Annotated in this window: 25 protein-coding genes; 10 read left to right on the forward strand and 15 right to left on the reverse strand. The window is 54.5% G+C overall.

All coding sequences use genetic code 11. The annotated features are described in order from the left end of the window. Nucleotides 1-51 precede the first annotated feature (51 nt). Nucleotides 52-318 carry a hypothetical protein gene (locus tag NYR02_RS10725; RefSeq protein WP_260976365.1) on the reverse strand — a complete coding sequence of 89 codons (267 nt, stop codon included), beginning with the start codon at nt 316-318 and terminating at the stop codon, nt 52-54. A 144-nt stretch (nt 319-462) separates the two neighbouring features. Here NYR02_RS10725 and greB point away from each other — a divergent pair, with 144 nt between their 5' ends. Both greB and NYR02_RS10735 read left to right on the forward strand, forming a co-directional pair. Further along, nucleotides 463-1,011, forward strand: a complete 549-nt coding sequence (gene greB, locus NYR02_RS10730; protein ID WP_260976366.1) for a transcription elongation factor GreB — start codon at nt 463-465, stop codon at nt 1,009-1,011. A 66-nt stretch (nt 1,012-1,077) separates the two neighbouring features. After that, nucleotides 1,078-1,578 carry a hypothetical protein gene (locus tag NYR02_RS10735; RefSeq protein WP_260976367.1) on the forward strand — a complete coding sequence of 167 codons (501 nt, stop codon included), beginning with the start codon at nt 1,078-1,080 and terminating at the stop codon, nt 1,576-1,578. 37 nt (nt 1,579-1,615) lie between these two features. On the opposite strand, the gene ttcA is transcribed toward NYR02_RS10735, so the two are convergent. The 12 genes from ttcA to ccoN all read right to left on the reverse strand — a co-directional run bounded on the left by ttcA (nt 1,616) and on the right by ccoN (nt 12,922). After that, entirely contained in the window at nt 1,616-2,467 is an 852-nt protein-coding gene (gene ttcA / locus NYR02_RS10740) for a tRNA 2-thiocytidine(32) synthetase TtcA (RefSeq protein WP_260976368.1), read from the reverse strand. 135 nt (nt 2,468-2,602) lie between these two features. Beyond that, nucleotides 2,603-3,097: a hypothetical protein gene (locus tag NYR02_RS10745; protein WP_260976369.1), complete on the reverse strand. Its 495-nt coding sequence runs from the start codon at nt 3,095-3,097 to the stop codon at nt 2,603-2,605. Between the two features lie 253 nt (nt 3,098-3,350). Then, entirely contained in the window at nt 3,351-4,118 is a 768-nt protein-coding gene (fnr, locus tag NYR02_RS10750; RefSeq protein ID WP_260976370.1) for a fumarate/nitrate reduction transcriptional regulator Fnr, read from the reverse strand. Between the two features lie 85 nt (nt 4,119-4,203). After that, nucleotides 4,204-4,866, reverse strand: coding sequence for a sulfite exporter TauE/SafE family protein (locus NYR02_RS10755; RefSeq protein WP_260976371.1), 663 nt, complete (start codon nt 4,864-4,866; stop codon nt 4,204-4,206). Continuing rightward, complete coding sequence (ccoS, locus tag NYR02_RS10760; RefSeq protein ID WP_260976372.1) at nt 4,863-5,060, reverse strand: cbb3-type cytochrome oxidase assembly protein CcoS; 198 nt, start codon at nt 5,058-5,060, stop codon at nt 4,863-4,865. Before ccoS ends, NYR02_RS10755 begins: the two co-directional genes overlap by 4 nt. A 3-nt stretch (nt 5,061-5,063) precedes the next feature. Next, nucleotides 5,064-7,508, reverse strand: coding sequence for a heavy metal translocating P-type ATPase (locus tag NYR02_RS10765; RefSeq protein ID WP_260976373.1), 2,445 nt, complete (start codon nt 7,506-7,508; stop codon nt 5,064-5,066). Then, nucleotides 7,505-8,005, reverse strand: a complete 501-nt coding sequence (locus tag NYR02_RS10770) for a FixH family protein (protein ID WP_260976374.1) — start codon at nt 8,003-8,005, stop codon at nt 7,505-7,507. The genes NYR02_RS10765 and NYR02_RS10770 overlap by 4 nt, the downstream gene beginning before the upstream one ends. A gap of 137 nt (nt 8,006-8,142) precedes the next feature. Further along, entirely contained in the window at nt 8,143-9,549 is a 1,407-nt protein-coding gene (ccoG, locus tag NYR02_RS10775) for a cytochrome c oxidase accessory protein CcoG (RefSeq protein ID WP_260976375.1), read from the reverse strand. Nucleotides 9,550-9,758: 209 nt separating this feature from the next. Next, nucleotides 9,759-10,682, reverse strand: a complete 924-nt coding sequence (gene ccoP, locus NYR02_RS10780; protein ID WP_260976376.1) for a cytochrome-c oxidase, cbb3-type subunit III — start codon at nt 10,680-10,682, stop codon at nt 9,759-9,761. Between the two features lie 2 nt (nt 10,683-10,684). Then, nucleotides 10,685-10,861, reverse strand: coding sequence for a cbb3-type cytochrome oxidase subunit 3 (locus tag NYR02_RS10785; RefSeq protein WP_260976377.1), 177 nt, complete (start codon nt 10,859-10,861; stop codon nt 10,685-10,687). Nucleotides 10,862-10,866: 5 nt separating this feature from the next. Further along, nucleotides 10,867-11,472: a cytochrome-c oxidase, cbb3-type subunit II gene (gene ccoO, locus NYR02_RS10790; RefSeq protein WP_260976774.1), complete on the reverse strand. Its 606-nt coding sequence runs from the start codon at nt 11,470-11,472 to the stop codon at nt 10,867-10,869. A gap of 16 nt (nt 11,473-11,488) precedes the next feature. Next, on the reverse strand, nt 11,489-12,922 hold the full coding sequence (gene ccoN / locus NYR02_RS10795; protein ID WP_260976378.1) for a cytochrome-c oxidase, cbb3-type subunit I: 1,434 nt from the start codon (nt 12,920-12,922) through the stop codon (nt 11,489-11,491). Between the two features lie 370 nt (nt 12,923-13,292). Here ccoN and NYR02_RS10800 point away from each other — a divergent pair, with 370 nt between their 5' ends. From NYR02_RS10800 to NYR02_RS10825, 6 genes are all read left to right on the forward strand, one after another. Further along, a complete protein-coding gene (locus NYR02_RS10800; RefSeq protein WP_260976379.1) occupies nt 13,293-13,985 on the forward strand; it encodes an alpha/beta fold hydrolase in 693 nt (230 codons plus the stop codon). A 132-nt stretch (nt 13,986-14,117) separates the two neighbouring features. Then, nucleotides 14,118-16,481: a TonB-dependent receptor domain-containing protein gene (locus NYR02_RS10805; protein WP_260976380.1), complete on the forward strand. Its 2,364-nt coding sequence runs from the start codon at nt 14,118-14,120 to the stop codon at nt 16,479-16,481. A gap of 275 nt (nt 16,482-16,756) precedes the next feature. Further along, nucleotides 16,757-17,392 (forward strand): PepSY-associated TM helix domain-containing protein, encoded by a 636-nt coding sequence (locus NYR02_RS10810; RefSeq protein ID WP_260976381.1) that lies wholly within the window; start codon nt 16,757-16,759, stop codon nt 17,390-17,392. A gap of 10 nt (nt 17,393-17,402) precedes the next feature. Then, nucleotides 17,403-17,975, forward strand: a complete 573-nt coding sequence (locus NYR02_RS10815; RefSeq protein WP_260976382.1) for a DUF2271 domain-containing protein — start codon at nt 17,403-17,405, stop codon at nt 17,973-17,975. A 14-nt stretch (nt 17,976-17,989) separates the two neighbouring features. Then, nucleotides 17,990-18,817, forward strand: a complete 828-nt coding sequence (locus NYR02_RS10820) for a DUF4198 domain-containing protein (RefSeq protein WP_260976383.1) — start codon at nt 17,990-17,992, stop codon at nt 18,815-18,817. Nucleotides 18,818-18,819: 2 nt separating this feature from the next. Continuing rightward, nucleotides 18,820-20,223 carry an NADPH cytochrome P450 oxidoreductase family protein gene (locus NYR02_RS10825; protein WP_260976384.1) on the forward strand — a complete coding sequence of 468 codons (1,404 nt, stop codon included), beginning with the start codon at nt 18,820-18,822 and terminating at the stop codon, nt 20,221-20,223. A gap of 270 nt (nt 20,224-20,493) precedes the next feature. Here the strand turns inward: NYR02_RS10825 and NYR02_RS10830 are convergent, their stop codons facing one another. Both NYR02_RS10830 and NYR02_RS10835 read right to left on the reverse strand, forming a co-directional pair. Then, a complete protein-coding gene (locus tag NYR02_RS10830) occupies nt 20,494-20,961 on the reverse strand; it encodes an REP-associated tyrosine transposase (protein WP_260976385.1) in 468 nt (155 codons plus the stop codon). A gap of 975 nt (nt 20,962-21,936) precedes the next feature. After that, the gene (locus tag NYR02_RS10835; RefSeq protein WP_260976386.1) at nt 21,937-22,218 is read right to left on the reverse strand and encodes an antibiotic biosynthesis monooxygenase family protein; all 282 of its coding nucleotides are present in this window, start codon (nt 22,216-22,218) and stop codon (nt 21,937-21,939) included. Nucleotides 22,219-22,330: 112 nt separating this feature from the next. Here NYR02_RS10835 and NYR02_RS10840 point away from each other — a divergent pair, with 112 nt between their 5' ends. Beyond that, on the forward strand, nt 22,331-23,068 hold the full coding sequence (locus tag NYR02_RS10840) for an SDR family NAD(P)-dependent oxidoreductase (RefSeq protein ID WP_260976387.1): 738 nt from the start codon (nt 22,331-22,333) through the stop codon (nt 23,066-23,068). 429 nt (nt 23,069-23,497) lie between these two features. Beyond that, on the forward strand, nt 23,498-23,785 hold the full coding sequence (locus tag NYR02_RS10845; RefSeq protein ID WP_260976388.1) for a hypothetical protein: 288 nt from the start codon (nt 23,498-23,500) through the stop codon (nt 23,783-23,785). The last annotated feature ends 135 nt before the right edge of the window (nt 23,786-23,920 follow it).

Genomic DNA, 23,920 nt, shown 5'->3' on the forward strand with positions numbered 1-23,920 from the left:
TAGCACAGCGGCGGGTGTTTCCGGTTTTATGGTGCAGGCAAAGCGTGCTGCTCAAGGCTGGTCGGGGTCGGTATCCTCAATCAGCTGACGGGCAAACGCCGGCAGGCGATGTTTGATCCGGTTGAGTTTGTGAGAAAACGCGCGGTAACGGCGACGTATAAACTGCAAAAAATGCCGCACTTGCGGAATGGTGCCGACGAGCATGGACAGGCCAAGGATGATCAGGATAATGCCCAGCGGGATGGGCATCGGAGTGATAATAATCCCCAGCAGCAACAGCAGAATACCGGTCACCATTTTTACGCTGCGTTTGATCATTCTGCGTCATCATCCAGATTGTCGTGCCGGTTTTTCCGGTTCTTTTGGCATACTGTTCGTTGCTCTTCAGGCATGCCCATACTGACACCCTGACATGACTCTGTTGCGAAACCATGAAATCTTTTGGTACAGGCCCCGTTGTTTATGAGTGAACAGGAAAAAAAGCCGCTGCCCAAACGCAGCCATCTGATTACCCCCGAAGGGGAACAGGCTTTACGCAAAGAATACGACTATCTGTGGCGAACCGAACGACCAAAGGTTACGCAGGAAGTCTCCGATGCGGCCAAGCTGGGTGATCGCTCAGAAAATGCCGAATACATTTACGGCAAACGCCGCCTGCGCCAGATCGACGGTCGTGTCCGCTTTCTGCTGAAGCGTCTGGAGATTCTGACGGTGGTGGATCGGCTGCCGGCTGATCCGCAGAAAGTCTTTTTTGGTGCCTGGCTGGAACTCGAAGACGATGAGGAAAACATCCACCGCTATCGTCTGGTGGGCGAGGACGAAATTGACCTCAAGCGCGGCTATATCAGCGTCGATGCGCCGCTGGCGCGGGGGCTATTAGGTAAGCGCATTGATGACGAAGTGACCGTGCGCCTGCCGAAAGGTGAGGAGACCTTTTACATTCTCAGTGTGTGTTATCAGCGTCCGTCGTGGGATGCCGGCGGCAGTAATCAGGCGGTGTTTTCGGCTTGAGGCCGGGCATCATCAGGCAGAGCGCTGAGACAGATCGCTGCTAGGCTTAATGGCAGGAGGATCATTATGACATTAGCACGCGTTATTACCGTTTTGCTGCTGTTCTGGCCGATGGCTGCTGCTGTTAAAGCTGCGGACGTTACAGCCAACGCTGAGTCTGCGGCCGAAGAGGGCGAAACCTGGCCCTTTGCCGGCGTGTATAAAATGCCGGTCTGGATTGATCAGGTGCAGCGGGTCTGCCCGTGGAAGTCCGATGCCGGAGAGGGATATATCCGTGTCGTCCGCACTAATTTCAAAGGTCCGCACGGTATTTATCTGCAATGGATCCGTAAAGGCATTGCCGGTAGCGAAACTCAGGCCATTTCAACGGTATGGGTAAAAGAACTGGAAGAGCAGTATCAGGTACGTCTGCAAATGCCGCAGCCGGAACTCAGCAGTGCGGCTTGTCACCTGACAGCGCTGGCGGAGTCCATCATTACCGACCGGCGCTATAAAATGGAGTTTATTGTGAAAGGGCCGGGGGATTATCAGCTGCTGGTCACCAGCATGTTGCAAGGCGGTTTGTGACCGCCTTTTCTTTTTTGCCGGCAAAAAAGCAGTCAGATCAGTCGATCTGAACCACATCCAGACGGGTAAACAGATGACCTTTGTCCTGCTTATCCTGCAGGGTGACAAAATCAAACAGCTGAGTATCACCTAATTGCGAAGGTGCCACATTACAGATAGCGGCAAAGATATTCTCGCTGCGCCCCGGCTGCTCTCTGTCCCACTGTTCCAGCATCATCTTAATGTTCTGGCGTTGCAGATTTTCCTGCGACCCGCACAGGTTACAAGGAATGATCGGGAAGCCCCGTGCCTCGGCAAATTTTTCAATGTCTTTTTCTTTGCAATAAGCCAACGGGCGGATCAGTACGTGTTTCTGATCGTCGCTTAACAGCTTAGGCGGCATCGCTTTGAGTTTTCCGCCATAGAACATATTCAGAAACAGGGTTTCGATGATGTCATCACGGTGATGGCCAAGAGCAATTTTATTGGCACCGATGCTTTCGGCAAAGCCGTACAGGGTGCCGCGACGCAGGCGCGAGCACAGGCCACAGGTGGTTTTGCCTTCCGGAATGATGTCTTTCACCACGCTGTAAGTGTCTTTTTCCACAATATGAAAATCAACGCCCAGCTCGGTCAGGTATTGCGGCAGAATATGCTCCGGAAAACCGGGCTGTTTCTGGTCCATATTCACGGCAATGATATCGAAATGAATCGGCGCGCTTTTTTGCAGGCTCAGCAGAATATCGAGCATGGTGTACGAATCTTTACCGCCGGACAGGCAAACCATAACCTTATCGCCGTCTTCGATCATGCGGTAGTCTTCAATGGCCTTGCCGACATTACGGCGCAGGCGCTTCTGCAGTTTGTTGAACTCGAGTTGCTCTTTGCGCTCGGCAGCGGATTCGATCATAAAAACACCCTGAATAATTGCGCCCGCTTTATAGCAGAATGCACCGGGTGAAGGAACCGCCTGCGCAGTTCTGGCAGTTAATTCTGTAGGGAAAGTCGCCGTCTGTGGGCGTAAGCAGAAAGGGGTATCGCCTGCTCAGGCGGCACGGTCGAGCAGGGCGCTGACTTCGGCAACGTTGGCGCAGAAGTCTTCAATGCTGACGCTGCTGCGAGGGTGGTAAAACCGCTTCCATAAGCGGGCAAGCTGTTCCGGGGTGGCTGTCTCCGGTAATACGAAATCGCCATTGCGGGCATAAATGAACCAGGCAACGGCGGTAGCATACGACAGGTTGGTGGTCAGTTCGGCGTGGGGATGATTCAGAAAGTCATGCTGACTGGCAAGGCCGCGTACGGTGCTGGCCAATTCCGGTTGTTGCGCCAGATAAGCATCCCAGACATGACGATGGGTCAGGCTGTGAATACGGTAAATGCCCAGGCCGCGTTGGCCAGCGACCTTCAGGTGAGATCCCAGCGCCGACTCCTGTGCAGCTGTCGCCAGCAGCAGAGTGCAGGCCATCGGCGCGGTTACGCCAATACGCTGCAGGGTTGGCTGGATTACCCAGCGGGTTAATTCGGTTGCGCAGATGCCCATGGTCACCTCCTTATACGTCATATCGGCTGAATGACGCTATTCTGCAATCTTAGATCAGATTGGTTTATCTGCCGCCGTTTTATACCAATTGCCAATAGAATGATTGGAAACCGGCGCCAGAAAAATAACATCCGTTCAGCCTTTACTACAGACAAAGCATTTCCCGTACCACCGTGACCTGAGTTAACGAATGAAAATACAGGCATAAAAAAACCGGTCAGTGACCGGTTTTCAACGTGCGGCTGAAGGCTGCTTATTCCTGCGGATGAACGGCACACTCTTTGTCAGTGTTCAGGCCCGCCAGCTCATAGAGCATATCGGCGTCCTGAAGGATCACTTCTTTGCCCTGAGTTTCGATCAGACCGTTTTTCTGGAAGCGGGTAAAAACCCGGCTGATGGTTTCAACCGCCAGACCCAGATAATTACTGATATCCACCCGTGACATCGGCAGGCGGAAGTGGCTGGCCGAGAAGCCGCGGCGTGAGTAACGCTGGGAAATATCAATCAGGAAAGAGGCGACGCGCTCTTCGGCGTTCTTTTTGCTGAGCAGCAACATCATGTTCTGGTCGTGACGGATTTCAGTGCCCATGGTGCGCATTAACTGTTTGCGTAAATCGGGCAGATCATCGGCCAGGGTGTCGAGTTGTTGCAGCGGAATTTCACACACGGTGGTGGTTTCCAGTGCTTTGGCGGTCAGCGGATAGTTGCCGTTATCGTAGCCGGCCAGACCGACCAGTTCTGAGGCCAGGTGGAAACCGGTAATCTGTTCTTCGCCATTACTGGCTAATGTGTAGGTTTTCAGAGCGCCGGTGCGGACCGCAAAGACGGATTGAAACGCTTCGCCTTGCTGGAACAGCAGCTGGCCTTTCTGAATCGGACGACCGCGGCGGATGATATCGTCGAGGCGCTCCATATCGGAATCGTTCAGGGACAGTGGCAGACACAGTGCATTCAGTGAGCAGGTCTGGCAGTGTGGTTGAGTGCCCCGCATGGGAGCAGGCGCAACGGGTGTCGTTTTCATGACTGATTCCTGAGTAAAACTCCAACACTGGAGTAGGTAACAAGTGCAACAGTTGCGGCTATGTTCGGCATTAGCGCGCGATCTGTCAAGAAAGCAGCCAGACCGAAGCGGCCGTCCACAGGCCAAATCCTATCAGTAATCCTCCGGCAACCTGACGCACGCGGTTATTGCTCAGAAACGGCGTCAGAACATTGGCCGCCAGTGTGCTGGCAAACAGTGCCGGCAGGGTACCCAGACCAAAGGCGAACATCGCGGCGGCTCCCAGCAAAGGCTGGCCATTTGCGGCAACCCAGCTCAGCGTGCTGTAAATCAGGCCACAGGGCAGCCAGCCCCAGAGCATGCCCAGCCACAAGCGATCAATCGCGCGTGGTGACTGCATAAAACGGCGTGTCAGAGGCTGCAGGTATTTCCAGATTCCCTGACCCAGTTGTTCGATACGGGTCAGCATTAATGACCAGCGGGCAATATACAGGCCCATCAGGATCAGCATCAGTGCCGCCAGCGTGCGCAATACCAGCATCAGCCATTGGTGCTGGCTCTGCAGCCACAGGCCGGCGCTGGCGACAATCAATCCGGCGATGCTGTAACTGAGTATGCGCCCGGCGTTAAACAGCAGAGTCACGCGCACACGTTGCGTGCCGGCGTTGCTGCCAATGGCGGCGGCAATCCCGCCGCACATTACCAGGCAGTGGCTGGAGCCAAACAGGCCGAGCAGAAACGCGGTCAGCAGCGAGAGCGGTTCAATCATGGTTTGTCGGACGGCTTATCGTCTTGTGTGTCGTTGCGCGGACGGCTGACGGGTTCATCGTCATCGAACAGAATGCGGTGGGCGGGGGATTCCATATCTTCAAATTGGCCGCTTTTCACCGCCCAGAAAAAGATCAGTACAGCAATGCCGATCAGCAGCAGAGACAGCGGTACCAGGATGTAAATGATATCCATCGATCAAACCTCAGAGGAGTCAGGAGCTGGCAAACGGTTCAGGCGCAGGGCGTTGGTAACGACCAGCAGCGAACTGAATGACATACCAATCGCTGCAGCCCAGGGCGGAACAAAACCTGCCGCAGCCACCGGCAGTGCGATGAGATTGTACAGCAAAGCCCAACCGATGTTCTGGGCAATAATACGGCGCGTCTTGGTAGCACCATCCAGAGCGGTCAGTAAGGTTTCCAGACGGCCATTGGTAAGCATGACATCGGCGTTGGTTTTGGCCAGATCGGTGGCCTCGTTAACGGCCAGAGCAATATCCGCACCGGCAAGAACCGGCACATCGTTAATACCGTCACCCACCATCATGACCCGTTCACCCGCCTGCTGCCAGGCGCGTACCGCCGCCAGTTTCTGCTCTGGCGAGACACCGGTCTGCAGATCGGTAATACCCAGTGCATCAGCCACCACCTGACCGGATGCGCCGGGGTCGCCGGTCAGCAGAGAGACAGCAATACCGCGCTGTTGCAGACCACTGACAATCGACGCCGCGTTGCGGCGCAGGCTGTCGTTCAGGCGTACCCAGGCCAGCGGCTGCTGGTCGCTGGCCAGTAACAGCCACTGACCGGCTGCGTTGCTGTCGGGTTCCGCCAGAGGGGCGGCAGGCCAGGCATAATCAGCCCGGCCAAAACGCAGGGTCAGACCGTTCCACTGGCCGCTGATACCCTGACCCGCGGTTTGTTCGGTGTTCTCTACCGCCGCGGATTTAATAGCGCGGAAGGCACGGGCAATCGGATGAGTCGAGTGCTTCTCTAATCCGGCGATCAGCGCCAGCACCTGGGTTTCATCCAGATCCGCCAGAGGTTCGACCTGCTCGAGGGTTAATTTGCCCTGGGTCAGGGTGCCGGTTTTATCGAACACCACACGGTTAATCTGTGGCAGCACTTCCAGTACATGGCCTTTGCTGATCAGCAGGCCGCGTTCGCGCAGTGCAGCTGTTGCCGCCGTCAGAGCGGTTGGCGTGGCCAGTGACAGAGCGCAGGGGCAGGTGACTACCAACACGCTGAGGGCGATAAAAAAGGCGTGTTCATTACCTTGCAGCCACCAGAAGGTGAAGACCGAACTGGAAATGATCAGCACCGCCGCAACAAAGTGGCTGGCAATTTTGTCGGCCAGCAGCGCCGCGCGCGGTTTTTCCTGCTGGGCACGATCCATCAGGCGCATGATGGTCGACAACTGCGCTTCGGCGCCAGTGGCGGTAACCTTCATCAGCAGCGGACTCTCGACGTTAAACGTACCGCCGATCAGGCGATCACCGGCTTTTTTGCTGATGGGCAGGTATTCGCCAGTGAGTGCGGCTTCATCGACCGAGCTGCGGCCTTCCATCACCACGCCGTCAGCCGGAATGGCATGGCCGGGTTTGAGACGCAGCACGTCACCAATACGGATATCTTCACTGGCGATGACGTGCTCGACACCGCCGTCATCAACTTTCAGCGCGATGTTGGGCAGCAGCGTCAACAGATTATTACCGGCTTTACCCATCCGGTGACGGGCGCGCATTTCCAGAAAGCGGCCGAGTAACAAGAAAAAGGTAAACATACAGACCGAGTCAAAATAGACCTCGATACCCTGATTCAGGGTGCTCCAGATGCTCGAACAAAATGCCAGCACAATGGCCAGTGACACCGGCACATCCATCGTCAGGTGACGGGTGCGCAGATCACGCAGGGCGGCGGTAAAGAACGGCCGGGCGCTGAACATCACCACCGGCAGGGTCATCACCATCGAGGCGAGGCGCATAAAAAACTCGTATTGCTCGGCCATGCCAACGTACAGCGGTACGGCCATCATCATCACCTGCATGGTACCGATACCGGCAACGGCCAGGCGGCGGATGGCCAGTTTACCCTCGCGGTGACGTTGCTCTTCCTGTTCGGTGGCTGAAAAAGGCGAGGCTTTGTAGCCCAGGCGGTAAATCGCCTCGGCAATACTGGATACGGCAATCTGGTCGAACTGCCAGCGCACCACCAAACGGTGGTTTGACAGATTTAACACGGCGTTTTTTACGCCGGGCAACTGGCCGACGCGGTGCTCAATCAGCCAGGCGCAGGCGGCACAGCTGATGCCGTCGATAATAAAAGTGGCTTCCGCTTCGCCTTGTTGATTGCCACTCAAATGAGCGACAAAGCGGCGTTGCAGGGCTTCGCTGTCATACAGCGTGAGGGATTCGCGTGCAGAAAGATCGCTGTCTTCCAGCTCGGCCGGTGATAACTCCGGCAATTCGGTACGGTGGCGGTAATAATCTTTCAGGCCACTGGCGACGATGGTTTCGGCAATGGCTTTACAGCCCGGGCAGCACATCGGCTGCCGTTGGCCATCAATCAGGGTTGACCAGCGCTCACCTTCGGTGGTGGCTTCACCGCAGTGAAAGCAGCGCTCTTGGGCTGAATGTGCATTCATTTGGCGTGTAAATTAATAACCTTGTCTGCTTCGATCCGTTCGGTGCCGCGGATACGCCATTGCTGTTCGTGGCTGAGCAGCCAGATATGGCGGCGTTCCGGTAATACCAGTTCATTGACGCCGGCGTAATGGCCGTCACCCAGGCGTTGCAGCAGTACGGTTACGTCACGGTCCTGAAGGGTCGGGTGAATCAATTGCAGTTGCAGGGTGGCGGGTTCTTCGTCCAGATAACCGTTCAGGGTCAGGTGGACTTCGTCTGCGGTGAAGGTCAGGTCGGCCTTGATCTGCAGGCGGGCGGCATGAGCATCGGCTTCAACGTTTTCGGTATAGCTGACGCCGTCTTTGTAATAGCTGTCGCTTACCAGAGAATCTTTGGACTCGAGGGCGAGTGTCAGCATCACAAAACCCCAGCAGATAGACAGCAGCGGAATACCCGCAACCAGCCACACCATGGGTTCTTTGTACCAGGGAGCGTGTTCTTTGGATTCGGTGTTCATAGACTTCTCAATCGGCATCGGGCGGGATAAAAAAAACCGCCCAAGTTTAACCACTTGGACGGTCAGTCTCCAGTTTGGATTTGTCAGATTCGCTGACACGGGTCATGGTTCCGTGGCAGCGAATCTTTTTCCACAAATTAACTGCGTGGTGCAATAAAGCGGCTTTCTTCGCGCGCCACTTCTTCGCCGGTATCGGCATCGGTGATGACGAATTCAATATCCACACGGCTGGCTGGCATGTGCACTTCTTCCGGATCAATTTCGATGGTCAGAAGCACTTCTTTCAGCTCGTTCACGCGCAGGTACTGAGTGGTTGGCGCATCCATTTTCATACCTTCCATGCCATCCAGGCTCAGGGTATAGGTTTTCGGGCTTTGCGACATATTAATCAGCTTCAGTGTGTACGCATTGGTGACGGTATCGTTGGCCGTCATCTGGTACAGCGCGCCACGGTCACGTTCAATGTCCAGCTTGAACGGTGTACGGGTGCCGATGGCGTAGACAAATGCGCCCATCATAATCAGCAGCAGCGCGGCATAACCGACCAGTCGCGGCCTGAAGAAATGGGTTTTCTTGCCTTCCAGTTCATTCTCGGTGGTGTAACGGATCAGGCCTTTCGGCTTGTTCAGTTTTTCCATAATGGAATCACAGGCATCGATGCACAAAGCGCAGCCGATACACTGATATTGCAGGCCATCACGGATGTCGATGCCGGTCGGACAAACCTGAACACACAGCGAGCAGTCGACACAGTCGCCGAGACGATCCTGTTCGGCGGCATTTTCTTCTTTTTTACTGCGTTTTCCGCGCGGTTCGCCACGATCTACATCGTAAGACACGGCGAGGGTGTCCGGATCGTACATCACTGACTGGAAGCGAGCGTATGGGCACATATAAATGCAGACTTGTTCTCGCATCCAACCGGCGTTGATGTAGGTGGCCACGGTGAAGAAGGCAATCCAGAACAGACCCCAGCCACCAATGTTGAGGGTGAAGAAGTCGGGCACCAGTTCGCGGACTGGAGTGAAGTAGCCCACAAAGGTTATGCCGGTCCAGATGGCAATGATCATCCACAACGTATGCTTAAGCGCTTTTTTGCGGAATTTGCTCGCACTCATCGGTTCTTTATCGAGTTTCATGCGGGCGTTGCGGGTACCTTCGGTACGCTCTTCAATCCACATAAAAATAAACGACCAGGCCGATTGTGGGCAGGTATAACCGCACCAGATACGACCAGCAAGGTTGGTAATGGTGAACAGACCAAAGGCGCAGATAATTAATAACCACGACAGCAGCATAAAATCCTGCGGCCAGAAGGTGACGCCAAAAATATGGAACTGGCGCGCCGGTAAATCAAACAGAATGGCCTGTCGGCCTTCCCAGTTAAGCCAGGCGCTGCCGAAGTAACCGAGCATTAATGCCCACAGCGACCATGTGCGTAATTTCTGGAAAAAACCCTCAATCTCACGCACGTAAATCTTTTTACGTTTTTCATACATGCTTTGGGTTTTTGGTGTGACATCTTTGACCGGAATATTACTCATAACGGCAAATCACCTTGGTTGGATGTGCATGATGGCGCTTGGCGAAACCAGAGACGGAGCAGGGCTCCACAGCGCTCTATATAACGCAGCAATTATATAGCGTGTTGCTTGTCGCTATAACGAAAAAAGCGGCATTAAGCCGCTTTTTTCTGTTTTTATTGCCTTAGCTCAACCCCGGCTGGTTTTGCCTGTCCGGGGTCTTGCTGCGCTTACTGCTGATGAGACAGCGAGTAAACGTAAGTGGTCAGCAGATGGATCTTGGCTTCAGCGTTGTTGCCAAGAATTTCCAGGTGCGCTGGCATTTTACCGTTACGACCATGCTTCAGAGTGAACTCAATCTGCTTGGAAGAACCGCCATATAACCAGATGTCATCAGTCAGGTTTGGTGCGCCAACCAATTGGCTGCCTTTACCATCCGCACCATGACAAGCCATACACAGCTGCTGGAACTTCGGTGCTGCTTTTTCAGCGGCTTCGGCATCGTGCTTCAGGCCAGACAGGCTGCGAACGTAGTTCACCATGTCTGTAGTACCTTCTTCACCCAGAACGCCACCCCATGCAGGCATCGCGCCCTGACGACCGTAAGTCAGAGTGTGCTTGATGTTCTCAGGAGCGCCACCGTACAGCCAATCGTTATCGGTCAGGTTCGGGAAGCCCTGAGCGCCTTTAGCGGTCGAGCCGTGGCACACAGCGCAGTTGCTCTTGAACAGGCGCTGACCTGTTTGCAGAGCGTCTGCGTCTTTGGCCAGCTCTTCAACCGGAGTGGCGGTGTACTTGGCGTACAGTGGTGCGATGTCTGCATCGAACTTCTGTACTTCCGCTTTCCACTGGTTGGTAGAAGACCAGGCAACCTGTTCGCCATCAACTTCAACGGTCAGCAGGCCATTGACATTGCCCAGGCCATACACGCCCAGATAGCCAAAACCAAACACGATGGTTGCCCAGAACATAAATACCCACCAGCGTGGCAGCGGGTTGTCCAGTTCCTGAATGCCGTCGTAGTCATGACCAGTTGTCTGGTCGGTTTCTTCTTTACGCTGGCCGCGGCTGGTGTACATGATCAGTACGCCGCAACCAATCATGGATCCCAGTACGATGACTGCAACCCACACTTGCCAGAAAGTGCTTAACATATTTATTTACTCCGATCTTTATCGTCGTGCGCTGGCATTTCTTCGTTTTCGAGAAATGGAATCTGAGCATCGTTATCAAAACGCTTTTTACGGCTGGAGCCATAGGCCCACCAGAAGATGCCGATAAAAGCTATCAGGGCGAAAACGCTGCCCAAACCGCGCACGTCGTTAATATCCATGGGATTTACCGTTTAGTGACTACAGTGCCCAGGTGCTGCAAATAAGCAACCAGAGCTTCGATTTCACGTTTGCCGTCAACGGCCTCTTTAGCACCTTCGATGTCGGCATCGGTGTACGGTACGCCGACCATACGCAGAGCTTCCATTTTCTTCGGAGTCAGGCGGCCATCGACCTTATCTTCAAACAACCATGGGTAAGACGGCATGATGGACTCAGGTACAACGTCACGTGGGTTGTACAGGTGTGCACGGTGCCACTCATCAGAGTAACGGCCACCTACGCGCGCCAGGTCAGGACCGGTACGCTTGGAACCCCACAGGAACGGATGCTCGTATACCGATTCACCGGCAGTGGAGTATGGGCCGTAACGCTCGGTTTCTGCACGGAACGGACGAACCATCTGGGTGTGACATACGTGACAACCTTCACGGATGTAGATGTCACGACCTTCCAGCTGCATCGCAGTGTAAGGTTCCAGGCCTTCAACCGGCTTGTTGGTGTCGTTGTGCCAGAACAGTGGAACAATTTCCGCCATGCCGCCCCAGCTCAGGGCGATGACGATCATCACCACCATCAACGGCAGGCTTTTCTCAATATTGTCGTGCTTAATCATGTTTCAGTACTCCTTAAGCCTGTGCTGCGACTGCGTTGCCAGCTTCTTTATTGGCAGCGCGAACAGTCATGAACACGTTGTAAGCCATGATCAGCATACCGGTCAGGAACAGTGCGCCACCCAGTACACGAACCACATAGCCGCCGTGAGAGGCTTCTACGGATTCAACGAAGCTGTAGGTCAGGGTGCCGTCAGCGTTAACTGCACGCCACATCAGACCCTGCATGATGCCGTTTACCCACATCGCTGCGATGTACAGTACGGTACCAATGGTGGACAGCCAGAAGTGAACGTTGATCAGTTTAACGGAGTGCATGTCACCGGCTTTACGGCCGAACATGATCGGAATCAGGTGGTACAGAGCACCGATAGATACCATCGCAACCCAGCCCAGAGCACCGGAGTGAACGTGACCAATGGTCCAGTCAGTGTTGTGAGACAGCGCGTTTACGGTCTTGATTGACATCATCGGGCCTTCGAACGTAGACATACCGTAGAAAGACAGAGATACCACCAGGAAGCGCAGGATCGGGTCGTTACGCAGTTTGTGCCAGGCACCGGACAGCGTCATCATACCGTTGATCATACCGCCCCAGCTTGGTGCCAGCAGGATCAGAGACATAACCATACCGGAAGTCTGAGCCCAGTCAGGCAGAGCAGAGTAGTGCAGGTGGTGAGCACCGGCCCATACGTAGATAGAGATCAGTGCCCAGAAGTGCACGATGGACAGACGGTAAGAGTAAACCGGACGGCCAGCCTGCTTAGGCACGAAGTAATACATAATCCCCAGGAAGCCTGCAGTCAGGAAGAAACCTACCGCGTTATGGCCCCACCACCACTGGATCATGGCATCAATGGTGCCGGCCCAGATGGAGTAAGATTTGGTCAGAGATACCGGTACGGCCAGGTTGTTACCGACGTACAGGATCGCAATCATGATCATGAAGGCTGCGAAGAACCAGTTGGCAACGTAGATGTGGCTTTCTTTACGGATAGCCAGTGTGCCAAGGAAGTTCACAACATAAGAAACCCATACCAGAGTAACCAGAATATCGATTGGCCATTCCAGCTCAGCGTATTCTTTGGTAGAGGTCAGACCCATTGGCAGAGTGATAGCCGCTGCAACGATCACAGCATTCCAGCCCCAGAACGTGAAGCTTGCCAGCGTGTCCGAGAACAGACGCGTACGACAGGTGCGCTGCACAATGTAGTAAGAAGTTGCAAACAGTGCAGAACCACCGAAAGCAAAAATAACCGCATTGGTGTGCAACGGACGTAAACGACCGAAAGACAGCCAAGGCGTATCAAAGTTCAGTGCAGGCCAAGCCAGCTGGGCAGCGATAAGTACACCGACCGCCATGCCAACAATGCCCCAAACTACGGTCATGATGGCAAATTGTCTTACCACCTTGTAGTTGTACTCGGGATGGTCAAATGCTGTGCTCATGATCAGATTCCATTTAACAGCGAGGATTGAGGGTTAAAAAAATCGGCGCAATTATGGTGTTTGATGCTGCTATTTGCAATCAAACACCCGAAAAACACCAGATTTTACAGCAGGTTATCCTGCTTTTATGGAGCTTATGAACAGCTAACTGAGAACGTCTCTCACCATCGTCTGATGGTTTGCTCCAGCAAACAGCCCACACTCTCTGCCGCTACAGAATAGCTGTAAGTTATCCTGATGACGGTTGAGCAAATCATAAGGAAGTGGCAACGCTGAATCTTGATATAGCGCAAGAAGCGTTGGGGACAGGAAACACAATTGCAAGTCATGAGACAATTTTCCCTGAAGGCCATGTCTGAACGAGATTTCAATGAACAAAAAATACACAGTTAACGGTCACTTAACGCATCCGCTGTTTATCTTTGCCCACGGTGCCGGAGCCGGCAGTGACAGCGAATTTATGCAACAGATGGCACAACTCATTGCCGCGCAGGGGGTGTGCGTGGTGCGCTTTGATTTTCCCTACATGGAACAGCGCGCCATTGATGGTAAACGTCGCCCGCCGCAGCGTATGCCGGCACTGCTGGATGATTACCGCGCATTAATCGGACAATTAGGCCGTCCCTGTGTGATTGGTGGAAAATCCATGGGCGGTCGGGTGGCTTCTTTATTGATGCAGGAAGCCGGAGAACAGGATGAGGTTGTCAGCCTGATTCGCGGCTGCGCCTGTCTGGGGTATCCGTTTCATCCGCCCGGTAAGCCTGAATCGCTGCGCACAGGCCACCTGCAACAGTTGCAGCAGCCTCTGCTGATTGTGCAGGGCACGCGCGACGCATTGGGCAATAAAGACGAAGTGGATGGCTATGCCCTGGATGCCGCGCTGCAGTGGTTATGGCTGGAAGACGGCGATCACGACTTAAAACCGCGGAAAAAATCCGGCTTCAGTCATGAGCAGCATATGCAGCAGGCCGCCGCTGCGGTGGCGGCGTTTGTTCGTGCTAATGTGGAGACCATCGGCGCGGAGATGGTTGGCGTGGAGCTGGTCGGCAGACAGTATGAATGAGATTTAATTCCTTATCTAAATAAAAACTATTCGTAAATGGTTTTTATTCTTGTTAGCATGCGCTGCGTTTTTGATGGGCTTGTCAGAAAAGCCTGATTTATGACCAGCATGTGTTTAACAGGGGATAACACAATGATCAGACCGACTTTTTGGCGCCAGGCTGTATTACCGGCTGCCATTGCCTTGGCCAGCTTCTCTGTACAGGCAGATCAGACAGAAAAAGATTCTGTCGATCTCAGTAAGATGGTGGTCTCGGCCGCCGGTTTTGAGCAGAAAGTCGTTGAGGCACCAGCCAGTATTTCTGTGATTACCCAGGAGGATTTGCGCTCCCGCCCCTATATGACACTGCTGGATGCCGTGCGCGAACTGGAAGGTGTGGATATTGGCGAAACCCGCGATAAAACCGGCCAGGGTTCAGTCAGTATCCGTGGCATGGGAGCGGATTACACTCTGCTGCTGATCGACGGTCGCCGCCAGAACAACCACGGCGATATTTATCCGAATAATTTCGGCGGTAATCAGTTTAACCATGTACCGCCGCTGGATGCGATTGAACGCATCGAAGTGATCCGTGGCCCGGCCTCAACCCTCTACGGTGCCGATGCACTGGGTGGCGTGATTAACATCATTACTAAAAAAGTCACCGACGAATGGGCAGGCTCTGTGACCCTGGGGCGCTCATTCCAGGAACAGGACGAGTACGGCAACGACACCACCGCCGATTTCAGCCTGATGGGGCCTGCCATCAAAGATGTGCTGGGTATTGAACTGCGCGGTAGTTTTTATCAGCGCGATGCGTCAGAGCCTGAATACGAAGACGCAACCGATCCGGCTGGTGTCAGCCACACCCGCACCCTGGGCTTTGGTTCTGGCGGTAAAACCACCGACAACACCAACACCAATCTGGGCTTTGGCGTGAACTGGAAGCCTGCCACCAATCAGACGCTGACCTTCGATATTGATCAGTCGAAGCAGACCTACGACAACAAACCATTAGCCGATGGCAGCTTCCCGCTGGGTACGGTCGACAGCATCGATACCCTCTGGCGTGCCCGTGGTGGTCAGGTACAACCGCGCGTCGGTTATGCCAAAGATCAGGAATTTACCCGTGATCAGTGGGCCATTGCCCATGAAGGCGAATGGTCATTCGGCAGCAGCTGGGTGTCGCTGCAGCATATTTCTACCGCCAACGAAGGCCGCACGGTGCCTTTCTCGGTGTCTGAACGTGAGCTGCTGCAACAAATGTACGACGGCACTGGCGCTTATGCTGGCCTGACCGTTGACGAGCGCAAGACCATTGCCGCTGAGACCTTCCTGCCGCGTCCTAAACGCACCATGGAAAGCAGCCAATACACCCTGGATGCCAAGGTCGATATGCCGGTCAACGACTTCTATGGTCACCATCAGGTGGTGGTCGGCGGCCAGGTGATTGTTGCTGAATTAAAAGACGGTGTGTTTGGTCTGGAAGGCGGTGACGCCGGCAGTGAAACCTCTGACTTCACCATGTACTCGCTGTTCGCTGAAGATAACTGGTCAATGCTCGACGATTTCACTCTTACCACCGGTGTGCGTTACGACAATCACGATGTGTTCGGCAGCAATGTCAGTCCGCGCCTGTACGGTGTGTACAACCTTGACCTGAGCTGGACCGTGAAAGGTGGCGTGGCTACCGGTTACAAAACCCCGAAAACCACCGATCTGTTTAACGGCATCACCGGTTTTGGCGGGCAGGGCACCATGCCGTTTGCCGGTAACCCGGATCTGGAGCCGGAAAAAAGCGTCAACAGCGAACTGGCGTTGTACTGGGAAGCGATGGAGGGCGGCCATAACTTCAACGTCACCGCTTTCCATAACAAGTTCAAAGACAAAATCGCCAGCGGCGACCGGGTGCCGACCTGTGCCAGCACCAACGGTGCTAAGCCGTGCGTGAATCTGGGCGAGTACGAAACGCTGAACTACACCAGCTGGAGCCAGAAAATCAACATCGACGAAGCGCTGGTGCGCGGTGCTGAAGTTGCAGCCCGCTGGCAGATGAGTGAGGCGCTGTCACTGCGTGCCAACTACACCTATACCGACAGCAAGCAACTGTCCGGTGGTGAAAAAGGCCAGCCGCTGACCAACAGTGCCAAGCACATGTCGAACCTGACGCTGGGCTGGGACATCAACGACAAAGCCAACGTCTACCTGACCAGCGAAACCCGCTCGTCACGCTTCCGCGATGTGGACGAAGACGGCAACGCGCTGTACTTCAAAAACTACAACGTGCTGCACCTCGGTGCGTCGTATGAAATCAGCGCCAACCTGAGCGTTACTGGCCGCATCAACAACCTGCTGGACGAAGACTTCACCAGCTATCAGACCCGTTTTGAGGATGGGGTTGAAGGCGATGCTGCCGACGGTGATTACGATGACGACGGTGAAATCACCTACATCGACGATTACAACAACAAAGACAAACGCCGCAACCTGTGGCTGGGTGTGAACTATCAGTTCTGATCCACGGCACATGCTGCTGTAAATACAGGCAGGCGTATAAACCGGCTCTTCTTTTGAAGGGCCGTTTTTTTAAGGCCCGGTTTTTAAGGCCCGGTACGTGTTGCTGGCGATTGCATCAGCAGGGCGTTTTAGTCAGCGGAGGGTTCTGTTAATGAGGAACAAGTGAATAGAATTGTAAATTTAGTAATGCAAATTATTCGTATTAATATTATTCCTGTTAGAATGCCCGGCCTCAGAGCAACCGTCTGTTCAGTCTTAGCCATGATGCATTCCAGATGACCCGATATTTTTCAGCCCGCCTGTCTGCCTTTGGCACTGTTTTAGGAACTGCTTTCGGCAGCCTGCGCCAGTGGCACTGGATCAGCTCGGCACTGTGTCTGGTGGGCATGATTCTGTTTGCCGTTACCGGCATTACGTTAAACCACGCGGCGGATATCAAAGCCGAGCCGGTAACGGTGACGCTGGAAACCGAGCTGTCCGCCACGTTATTAAAAACTCTGAGCGGGCGCAGCGACGGCCCGTTGCCGCTGGCACTGCGCCAATGGCTGCGGCAGGAGCACAACATCAGCGTGCCATCTACCGCTGCCGAATGGCAGGGCGATGAGGTGTATCTGGGCATGCCCAGACCCGGCGGCGATGCCTGGCTGAGCATTGAAACCGACAGCGGTGTACTGCTTTACGAACGCACCGAGCGCGGCTGGATTTCGTACCTGAACGACCTGCATAAAGGCCGCAATACCGGCCTGCTGTGGTCATGGTTTATCGATATTTTTTCGCTGCTGTGTCTGATTTTTTCGCTCAGCGGTTTATGGCTGCTGATGCGTTACGCCCGCCAGCGCCCATCGACCTGGCCGGTGGTAGCACTGGGTGTGGTTATCCCGCTGCTGATCATTATTTTGAGTGTGCATTAAAGGAATGGATATGAACAAAGTAAGTCCGCGTATGGCACTGCCAGCATTACTGTTCGCCGCAGCACAGTGCATCAGTGTGCCGTCTGTTTACGCCGCCGAACTGAGCGTAACGCTCGCCATACCCAAGCTCGACGTTGCCGAATATCACAAGCCCTATGTCGCCATCTGGATTGAAAACAACAGCACCAAAGCGGTGACCAATCTGGCGGTATGGTACGACGCCGATATGCGCAATAACGAAGGCGAAAAATGGCTGAAAGACATGCGCCAGTGGTGGCGTCGCAGTGGCCGCACGCTGCAAATGCCGGTCGATGGCGTTACCGGCGCCACCAAAGGGCCGGGCGAGCACAGCCTGCAATTGCGCTTCGGTACGCAGCCTCTGCATGAACTGGACGAAGGTGATTACACCCTGCGCGCAGAAGCCGCACGCGAAGTGGGCGGACGTGAAGTGCTCAACCTGCCGTTCAGCTGGCCGTTGAATTCAAGCGCGAATGACGCCAACCGCACCAAGAGCGGCGGCATCAGCGTTACACAATCCGGAACCGAAGAACTGGGCAGCGTTACGCTGCGCATCCAACCCTGAGTCGGGAGACCATCATGTTGAACAAAAATTTGTTAAAAACGCTGCTTCTCAGCGCCCTGGTATCCGCCAGTCTGAGTGTGCAGGCTCACCGCGCCTGGATCGTACCGCAGGAAACCGTACTGTCCGGTGAAAACCGCTGGGTCAGCTTTGATGCCGCGGTATCCAATGACATCTTTCTGGCCAACTACAACCCCGGCCGTTTCAGCGACGTACAGGTCATTAACCCTGACGGCAGCGCCGGTCAGGTCGAAAATCTGCACACCGGCAAATACCGCAGCGTGTTTGATCTGCCATTAACACAGGAAGGCACGTATCGCCTGTTTCTCGCCTCATCCGGTCTGCGCGCCCTGTGGGAAGAAGATGGACAGCGCCGCATGTATCCGGGCCGTGGCGAACAATACAGTGCCGAAGGTTTTGCCAAAGCCGTACCGGATAACGCTGAAAACCTCAGCATTATTCAGTCATCCCGCCGTATGGAAACCTTTGTCACGCTGGGGGCACCCACCCGCACAGCGCTGGAGCCAGGCCAGCAAGGGCTGGAACTGGTGGCCGTCACGCACCCCAACGACCTGTTTGCCGGTGAAGAAGCCACCTTCCGTTTTCTGATGGACGGTGAAGCCGCACAGGGTGCCGACGTTACCCTGATCCGCGAAGGCACCCGTTACCGCAATGCGCAGGAAGAAATCACCCTCAAAACCAACAGCAATGGCGAAATTACCGTACGCTGGAACGGTGCCGGACGTTACTTTCTGGAAGCCGAATACAAAGACAATAAAGCGCAAAAACCCGCCACCGTGCGCAGTGGCAGCTACGTCGCCGTGCTTGAGGTTCTGCCAGACTGATCATGATCTCCCTGCAACCCTGGGGGCAGGCCACGCTGCTGATACTTGGCTGGTGCCTGCTCACGCTCTGGTGTTTCCGCACAGCCCTGCGGCAGCGCTGGCATAACCGCCGTGCGGCGCAGCGCAATCTGGCTGTTGCTCCTGTGATGGTTGATCCTGTAGTAGTTGCCTACGCCAGCGAAGGCGGCACAGCCGCCGCCCTGGCCGGGGATTTAGCGCAGCAGTTAGAGCAGGGCGGCGAGGCGGTTAGCCTGCTGCCCCTCAACCAGCTCAGTCCGAAGCAACTGAGCGTCAGCCACCGCTTACTGATCATTGCCAGCACCTATGGTGATGGCGAAGCGCCAACCAACGGCCAGCACTTTATCCGTCGTCTGCAGCACAGTCAGCGGCAGGGGCAGCATGTTATGCAGGACGTACGCTACGCGGTGCTCGCCCTGGGTGACGACGACTACCCGCAGTTCTGCGCTTTTGGTCTGCAGCTGCACAAACAGCTGCAACAGGCCGGTGCGCAACCCATGTTTGACCCGCTGTGCGTGAATCGTCTTGATCGGCAGTCTCTTGAGCAATGGCAGCAGCAACTGGCGGCGCAGGGATTCACCGTGGCCGACACTGCGCAAGGCTGTGATAGCGCCAAAGAAGAACTGACACTGGAACAACGGCGCTGGTTAAACCCCGGCAGCCCAGGCACAGCGTTATACGAACTGCATCTGAGTAAGCCGCAGCATAGCACCTGGCAGGCCGGAGATATCGCCCGCTTATGGCTGGCCGACCGCTACCGCGATTACAGCATCGCCAGCCTGCCAGAAGAGAACCATCTGCGTCTGCTGGTGCGTGAACAGCACCACGATAATGGCGAACCCGGACTGGGTTCCGGCTGGCTGTGCCAGCAATGGCAACCCGGCAGCACAAGCCTGTTCAGCCTGCGCAGTAACCCTGCTTTTCATGCGCCGCAAGCGGCTGTGCCCCTGATACTTATCGGCAATGGCACCGGCCTCGCCGGACTGCGTGCCCACCTCAAACAACGCAGTCTGCAAAACCCGCAAGCGCCTTGCTGGCTGCTGTTTGGCGAACGCAGCCCGGAGCATGACCGCATCTGGCAGCAGGAACTCGACCACTGGTATCAGAGCGGTGTGCTCAGTGAACTCGACCGCTGCTACTCGCGTGCATCCTGCGTGGCAGAACTGCCCGCGCAGTGCGGACGAAGCCACAGCGGCTATGTGCAACATGCGCTGCAACGTGAACAAAAACGTCTGCTGCAATGGCTGAAAAAAGGCGCAGCGATCTACGTCTGCGGCAGCCGCGACGGCATGGCCAGCGATATCGACCAGCTGCTGCAACAATGGCTCGGCAAACGCGCAACCGAACGCCTGCAACAGCAGGGGTGTTACCGTAAAGACGTCTATTGATAAAGGCTAAAACCAGCAGAAGGTGAGCATAATAGGCTGGCTAATGCAGGAGCGGGTGCGTAAATATGCGTAGGAGCGGGCCATGCCCGCGAAATGAAACGCCGTGCATATCTGAAAATGTCGCCACTCCCGTAGGAGCGGGCCATGCCCGCGAAATGAAACGCCGCGTATATCTGAAAATGTCGTCATTCCCGTAGGAGCGGGCCATGCCCGCGATCATGCATATGCCGCGATTCGGGCAAAATCCGCAATAAAATTCCGGCCTGTGATTCACATCCAGATTGCATCCCAGAACGGATACTCCCCAACTCTGCGTACCAACACTGCACGCAGAGGATTTGCCACAACGTATCGAGCCAGTGGCAGAATATCGTCTTCACTGCGCACAGCATGGTCATGAAATGCCGGTGCCCAGACACGCCGCTTACAACCGGCTTGCCTTACTGCCCGTGCCGAAGATGATTTCATCGCTCCAACCAGCCGGGACAGCTCGGCATCATCACCTGGCTGCAGCAACCAATGAACATGATCCGGCATCAATACCCAAGTCATTACCCGGGGTTTTTTCAACAATGATGGCTGCAGAAATGCCTGAATAGCAGCTCTTGCATAACGCCATTCAGAAAAAATACGTTCCCGATCAAACGTACTGGTGGTAATCAGATACACACGACCTGTCTCGGAAAAACGTCCGATACGCAGTTGTTTATGGCCTGTGAATGGATGGAATTTCGGCATACCACACTCCTTGTGGCTGAGCTTAAACAACCTACCTATAACATAACCTCCTGCGTAATTCGCGGGCATGGCCCGCTCCTACGAATATGCTCCGATTAACCAAAGAATAATCTACGCATATACCGATATGCCCCGCAGGAGCGGCCACGTCCGCGATCCGAAACGGTGTAAATATCCCGCAGGACCGGCTACGCCCGCGATCCGCAACGGTGTAAATATCCAGCAGGAGCGGCCAGGCCCATGATCCGCAACGGTGTGAATATCCCGCAGGAGCGGCTACGCCCGCGATCCGAAACGGTGTAAATATCCCGCAGGACCGGCTACGCCCGCGATCCGCAACGGTGTAAATATCCCGCAGGAGAGTCCACGCCCGCGATCCGCAACGGTGTAAATATCCAGCAGGAGCGGCCACGCCCATGATCCGCAACGGTGTAAATATCCCGCAGGAGCGGCTACGCCCGTGATCCACAACGGTGTAAATATTCCGCAGGAGCGGCCACGTCCGCGATCCGCAACGGTGGAAATATCCCGCAGGAGAGGCCACGCCCGTGATCCGCAACGGTGTAAATATCCCGCAGGAGCGGCCATGCCCGTGATCCGCAACGGTGTAAATATCCCGTAGGAGCGGGCCATGCCCGCGAAATGAAACGCCGCGCATATCTGAAAATGTCGTCATTCCCGCAGGAGCGGGCCATGCCCGCGAAATTACTGCAGCGGGAACGGCATTTTTGCCGTGATAACTAACATCACGACTGAAAGTCGTTCCCACAGGTGTTATTCCACAAAGGTCATTCGCCGCGTTATCTCACCCGCTTCATTCCCTAAAAATTCTCGCTTTCGCAGAGTGCGGCTTTTAAAACAGCAATGCCTAAAACAGCAATGCCCGCCCTGAAAACAGGGCGGGCATTGCTGGTTGCTCTCTGTGTCACTGCTGGCTGTCAGGCCGGGCATGTCAGAACAAAAACAGATCGTTCATCACACCGTCAGCAGGGTAATTTTCTCTTCGCCCACCAGAATCGGTTTAATCGCAGCCAGCAGCGCCGCACGCTGCTCGGTATGCTTCCAGATATCCCACGCCTGTTCACTCTGCCAGGTGGTAATAATCACCCGGTGGGCGCTGTTCTTCATATCGATATAGTTAACACCGGAGGTGTAGCCCGGTGCTTCAACCATCGTGCGCAGCATGGTTTTCATAATCTGCTCATAGGTAGATTCCATACCCTCGGCAATATTGCGCTCGATAATCACCTTAATCATGCGGACGTTCCTTACTCTGTGTGACAGTTTGCAATAAGGTAGAGTCGCTGCCGGTTGAATGCAATGCGGCAGCCCGCTTTAAACCGCAAAAAGAAATAAAAAAGGACATAACATGCGCACATTGTGGATTGCCGGGTGCGGCAGCGAAATTGCCAAAGCCTTAATTGAGCACTGGCAGAGCCCGAATCAGGGCCAGGGCCAGGGTAAGTCACAACACCAGACCGTGCGCGTAATCAGCAGTGGCCGCGGGCCAGACTCCGCCGCCAGCGTCCATTGCCAGACTGATACCCGCGAACCGCACAGTGTGTCCGAGCTGCAGGCCTTTATCCGCCGTGAAGGCACACCCGATGCTGTTATCGTCTGCAACGGCATACTCCATAACCCGCAAAACGGCCCGGAAAAATCCCTGCAAGAACTCGGCGCCGACTGGCTGCAGCACAGCCTGCAAAGCAACGTGATAAGTCATATTCATACCGCTCAGGCACTGGCTCCCTTTATTAAGCGTGACAGCCAGCTGCGCTGGTTATCGTTATCGGCGATGGTCGGCAGCATCAGCGACAACCAGCTGGGCGGCTGGTACAGCTACCGCATGAGCAAAGCCGCGCTCAATATGTTTATAAAAAACCTCAGCATAGAATGGCAGCGCAAAGCGCCACAATGTCTGGTTGCCGCCGTACACCCCGGCACCACCAACACCAGCCTGTCGGCACCGTTTCAGCAGAATATCGCCGCCGGCAAACTCTACACCCCGCAACAAACCGCGCAGCGCATCAGCGACGTATTGCTCAATTTACAACCAGAACAGCACGGCCACCTGCTGCACTGGGATGGCCGCGTATTGCCGTATTAACCCGCCCAAAATCAGGGATAGGCATTGACGAAACACTCAGTATAATCACAGCCCAAAAGCAGTAACGCCTGTAAGGACACGGAATGCGGATGGGCTTTGTCCTGTATTTATGGACGGTTTCTTGTGGACTCTGCCCGAGGCCCGTGAAGGTCACATGATATTGGAGTTTATATTGAATTCTGGGATATTTGTTAGCTGGCTGTGATTCTGTGGTGTTTTCTGAGTGGCCTGTTCAATGATGGCGGAAGGCTTTGAATATTGTAGAGAGAGTATTAAACCGTTTACTTCCACGGGTAAAAAAAATAATCGGAAGGTAGCGAAGTGTAGAGCTCAGTTGGGATGATTGCGTTGGAAGTGAATTCAGAAGTGAGTGAAGTGTAGGGCAAAGACTCTGTCTTTCAGTCGTTAGCTGTTTATTTGGAAGCGAATATGGATGTTGAATTGGTGATCACGAAAATCCTTCTGGATCGGTATTTTTCAGAGTCAGGCGTTTGGTGTCTGAAATGCCGCTGTGATGACGGTAGTCTGGTGGTATTCTGGGGCGAAGCTAATGAACCAAACAGGAATATCGTTGCTTTGCGTCATCAGAAGTTGCCGTTGCATATTGCCTTATTTTCACCGGATGAATGTGTACCCAGTGAATGGGAAAAGAAAGAATATCACCTGAGCTGGAGTGTGCCTGCTTCCGCGGATATCTATATTTTTAACGAGCATTGAGCTTATTCAGTATTGGAGTCGCTCATATAAGGGAATGACCATACAGATTGAGCTCTTTCGCATTATTGGTATTCAGAATATCCGCCAGCTGGTACAGGAATATCTACCCCTGTTATATCTTTTGATCCTGTAGAA

This window comes from Thalassolituus pacificus (assembly GCF_025318105.1).
Classification (GTDB): domain Bacteria; phylum Pseudomonadota; class Gammaproteobacteria; order Pseudomonadales; family Oceanobacteraceae; genus Venatoribacter; species Venatoribacter pacificus.

Coding starts and splice junctions, on each gene's coding strand:
- NYR02_RS10835 (WP_260976386.1), bottom strand. CDS start 22,218: ATGATTAAGGTGATTATCGAGCGCAATATTGCCGAGGGTATGGAATCT.
- NYR02_RS10830 (WP_260976385.1), bottom strand. CDS start 20,961: ATGCCGAAATTCCATCCATTCACAGGCCATAAACAACTGCGTATCGGA.
- NYR02_RS10800 (WP_260976379.1), top strand. CDS start 13,293: ATGAACAAAAAATACACAGTTAACGGTCACTTAACGCATCCGCTGTTT.
- NYR02_RS10820 (WP_260976383.1), top strand. CDS start 17,990: ATGTTGAACAAAAATTTGTTAAAAACGCTGCTTCTCAGCGCCCTGGTA.
- NYR02_RS10725 (WP_260976365.1), bottom strand. CDS start 318: ATGATCAAACGCAGCGTAAAAATGGTGACCGGTATTCTGCTGTTGCTG.
- ccoP (WP_260976376.1), bottom strand. CDS start 10,682: ATGTTAAGCACTTTCTGGCAAGTGTGGGTTGCAGTCATCGTACTGGGA.
- NYR02_RS10845 (WP_260976388.1), top strand. CDS start 23,498: ATGGATGTTGAATTGGTGATCACGAAAATCCTTCTGGATCGGTATTTT.
- NYR02_RS10840 (WP_260976387.1), top strand. CDS start 22,331: ATGCGCACATTGTGGATTGCCGGGTGCGGCAGCGAAATTGCCAAAGCC.
- NYR02_RS10805 (WP_260976380.1), top strand. CDS start 14,118: ATGATCAGACCGACTTTTTGGCGCCAGGCTGTATTACCGGCTGCCATT.
- ttcA (WP_260976368.1), bottom strand. CDS start 2,467: ATGATCGAATCCGCTGCCGAGCGCAAAGAGCAACTCGAGTTCAACAAA.
- NYR02_RS10815 (WP_260976382.1), top strand. CDS start 17,403: ATGAACAAAGTAAGTCCGCGTATGGCACTGCCAGCATTACTGTTCGCC.
- NYR02_RS10765 (WP_260976373.1), bottom strand. CDS start 7,508: ATGAATGCACATTCAGCCCAAGAGCGCTGCTTTCACTGCGGTGAAGCC.
- NYR02_RS10735 (WP_260976367.1), top strand. CDS start 1,078: ATGACATTAGCACGCGTTATTACCGTTTTGCTGCTGTTCTGGCCGATG.
- ccoG (WP_260976375.1), bottom strand. CDS start 9,549: ATGAGTAATATTCCGGTCAAAGATGTCACACCAAAAACCCAAAGCATG.
- greB (WP_260976366.1), top strand. CDS start 463: ATGAGTGAACAGGAAAAAAAGCCGCTGCCCAAACGCAGCCATCTGATT.
- ccoS (WP_260976372.1), bottom strand. CDS start 5,060: ATGGATATCATTTACATCCTGGTACCGCTGTCTCTGCTGCTGATCGGC.
- NYR02_RS10785 (WP_260976377.1), bottom strand. CDS start 10,861: ATGGATATTAACGACGTGCGCGGTTTGGGCAGCGTTTTCGCCCTGATA.
- NYR02_RS10825 (WP_260976384.1), top strand. CDS start 18,820: ATGATCTCCCTGCAACCCTGGGGGCAGGCCACGCTGCTGATACTTGGC.
- NYR02_RS10810 (WP_260976381.1), top strand. CDS start 16,757: ATGACCCGATATTTTTCAGCCCGCCTGTCTGCCTTTGGCACTGTTTTA.
- NYR02_RS10755 (WP_260976371.1), bottom strand. CDS start 4,866: ATGATTGAACCGCTCTCGCTGCTGACCGCGTTTCTGCTCGGCCTGTTT.
- ccoN (WP_260976378.1), bottom strand. CDS start 12,922: ATGAGCACAGCATTTGACCATCCCGAGTACAACTACAAGGTGGTAAGA.
- fnr (WP_260976370.1), bottom strand. CDS start 4,118: ATGAAAACGACACCCGTTGCGCCTGCTCCCATGCGGGGCACTCAACCA.
- NYR02_RS10770 (WP_260976374.1), bottom strand. CDS start 8,005: ATGAACACCGAATCCAAAGAACACGCTCCCTGGTACAAAGAACCCATG.
- NYR02_RS10745 (WP_260976369.1), bottom strand. CDS start 3,097: ATGGGCATCTGCGCAACCGAATTAACCCGCTGGGTAATCCAGCCAACC.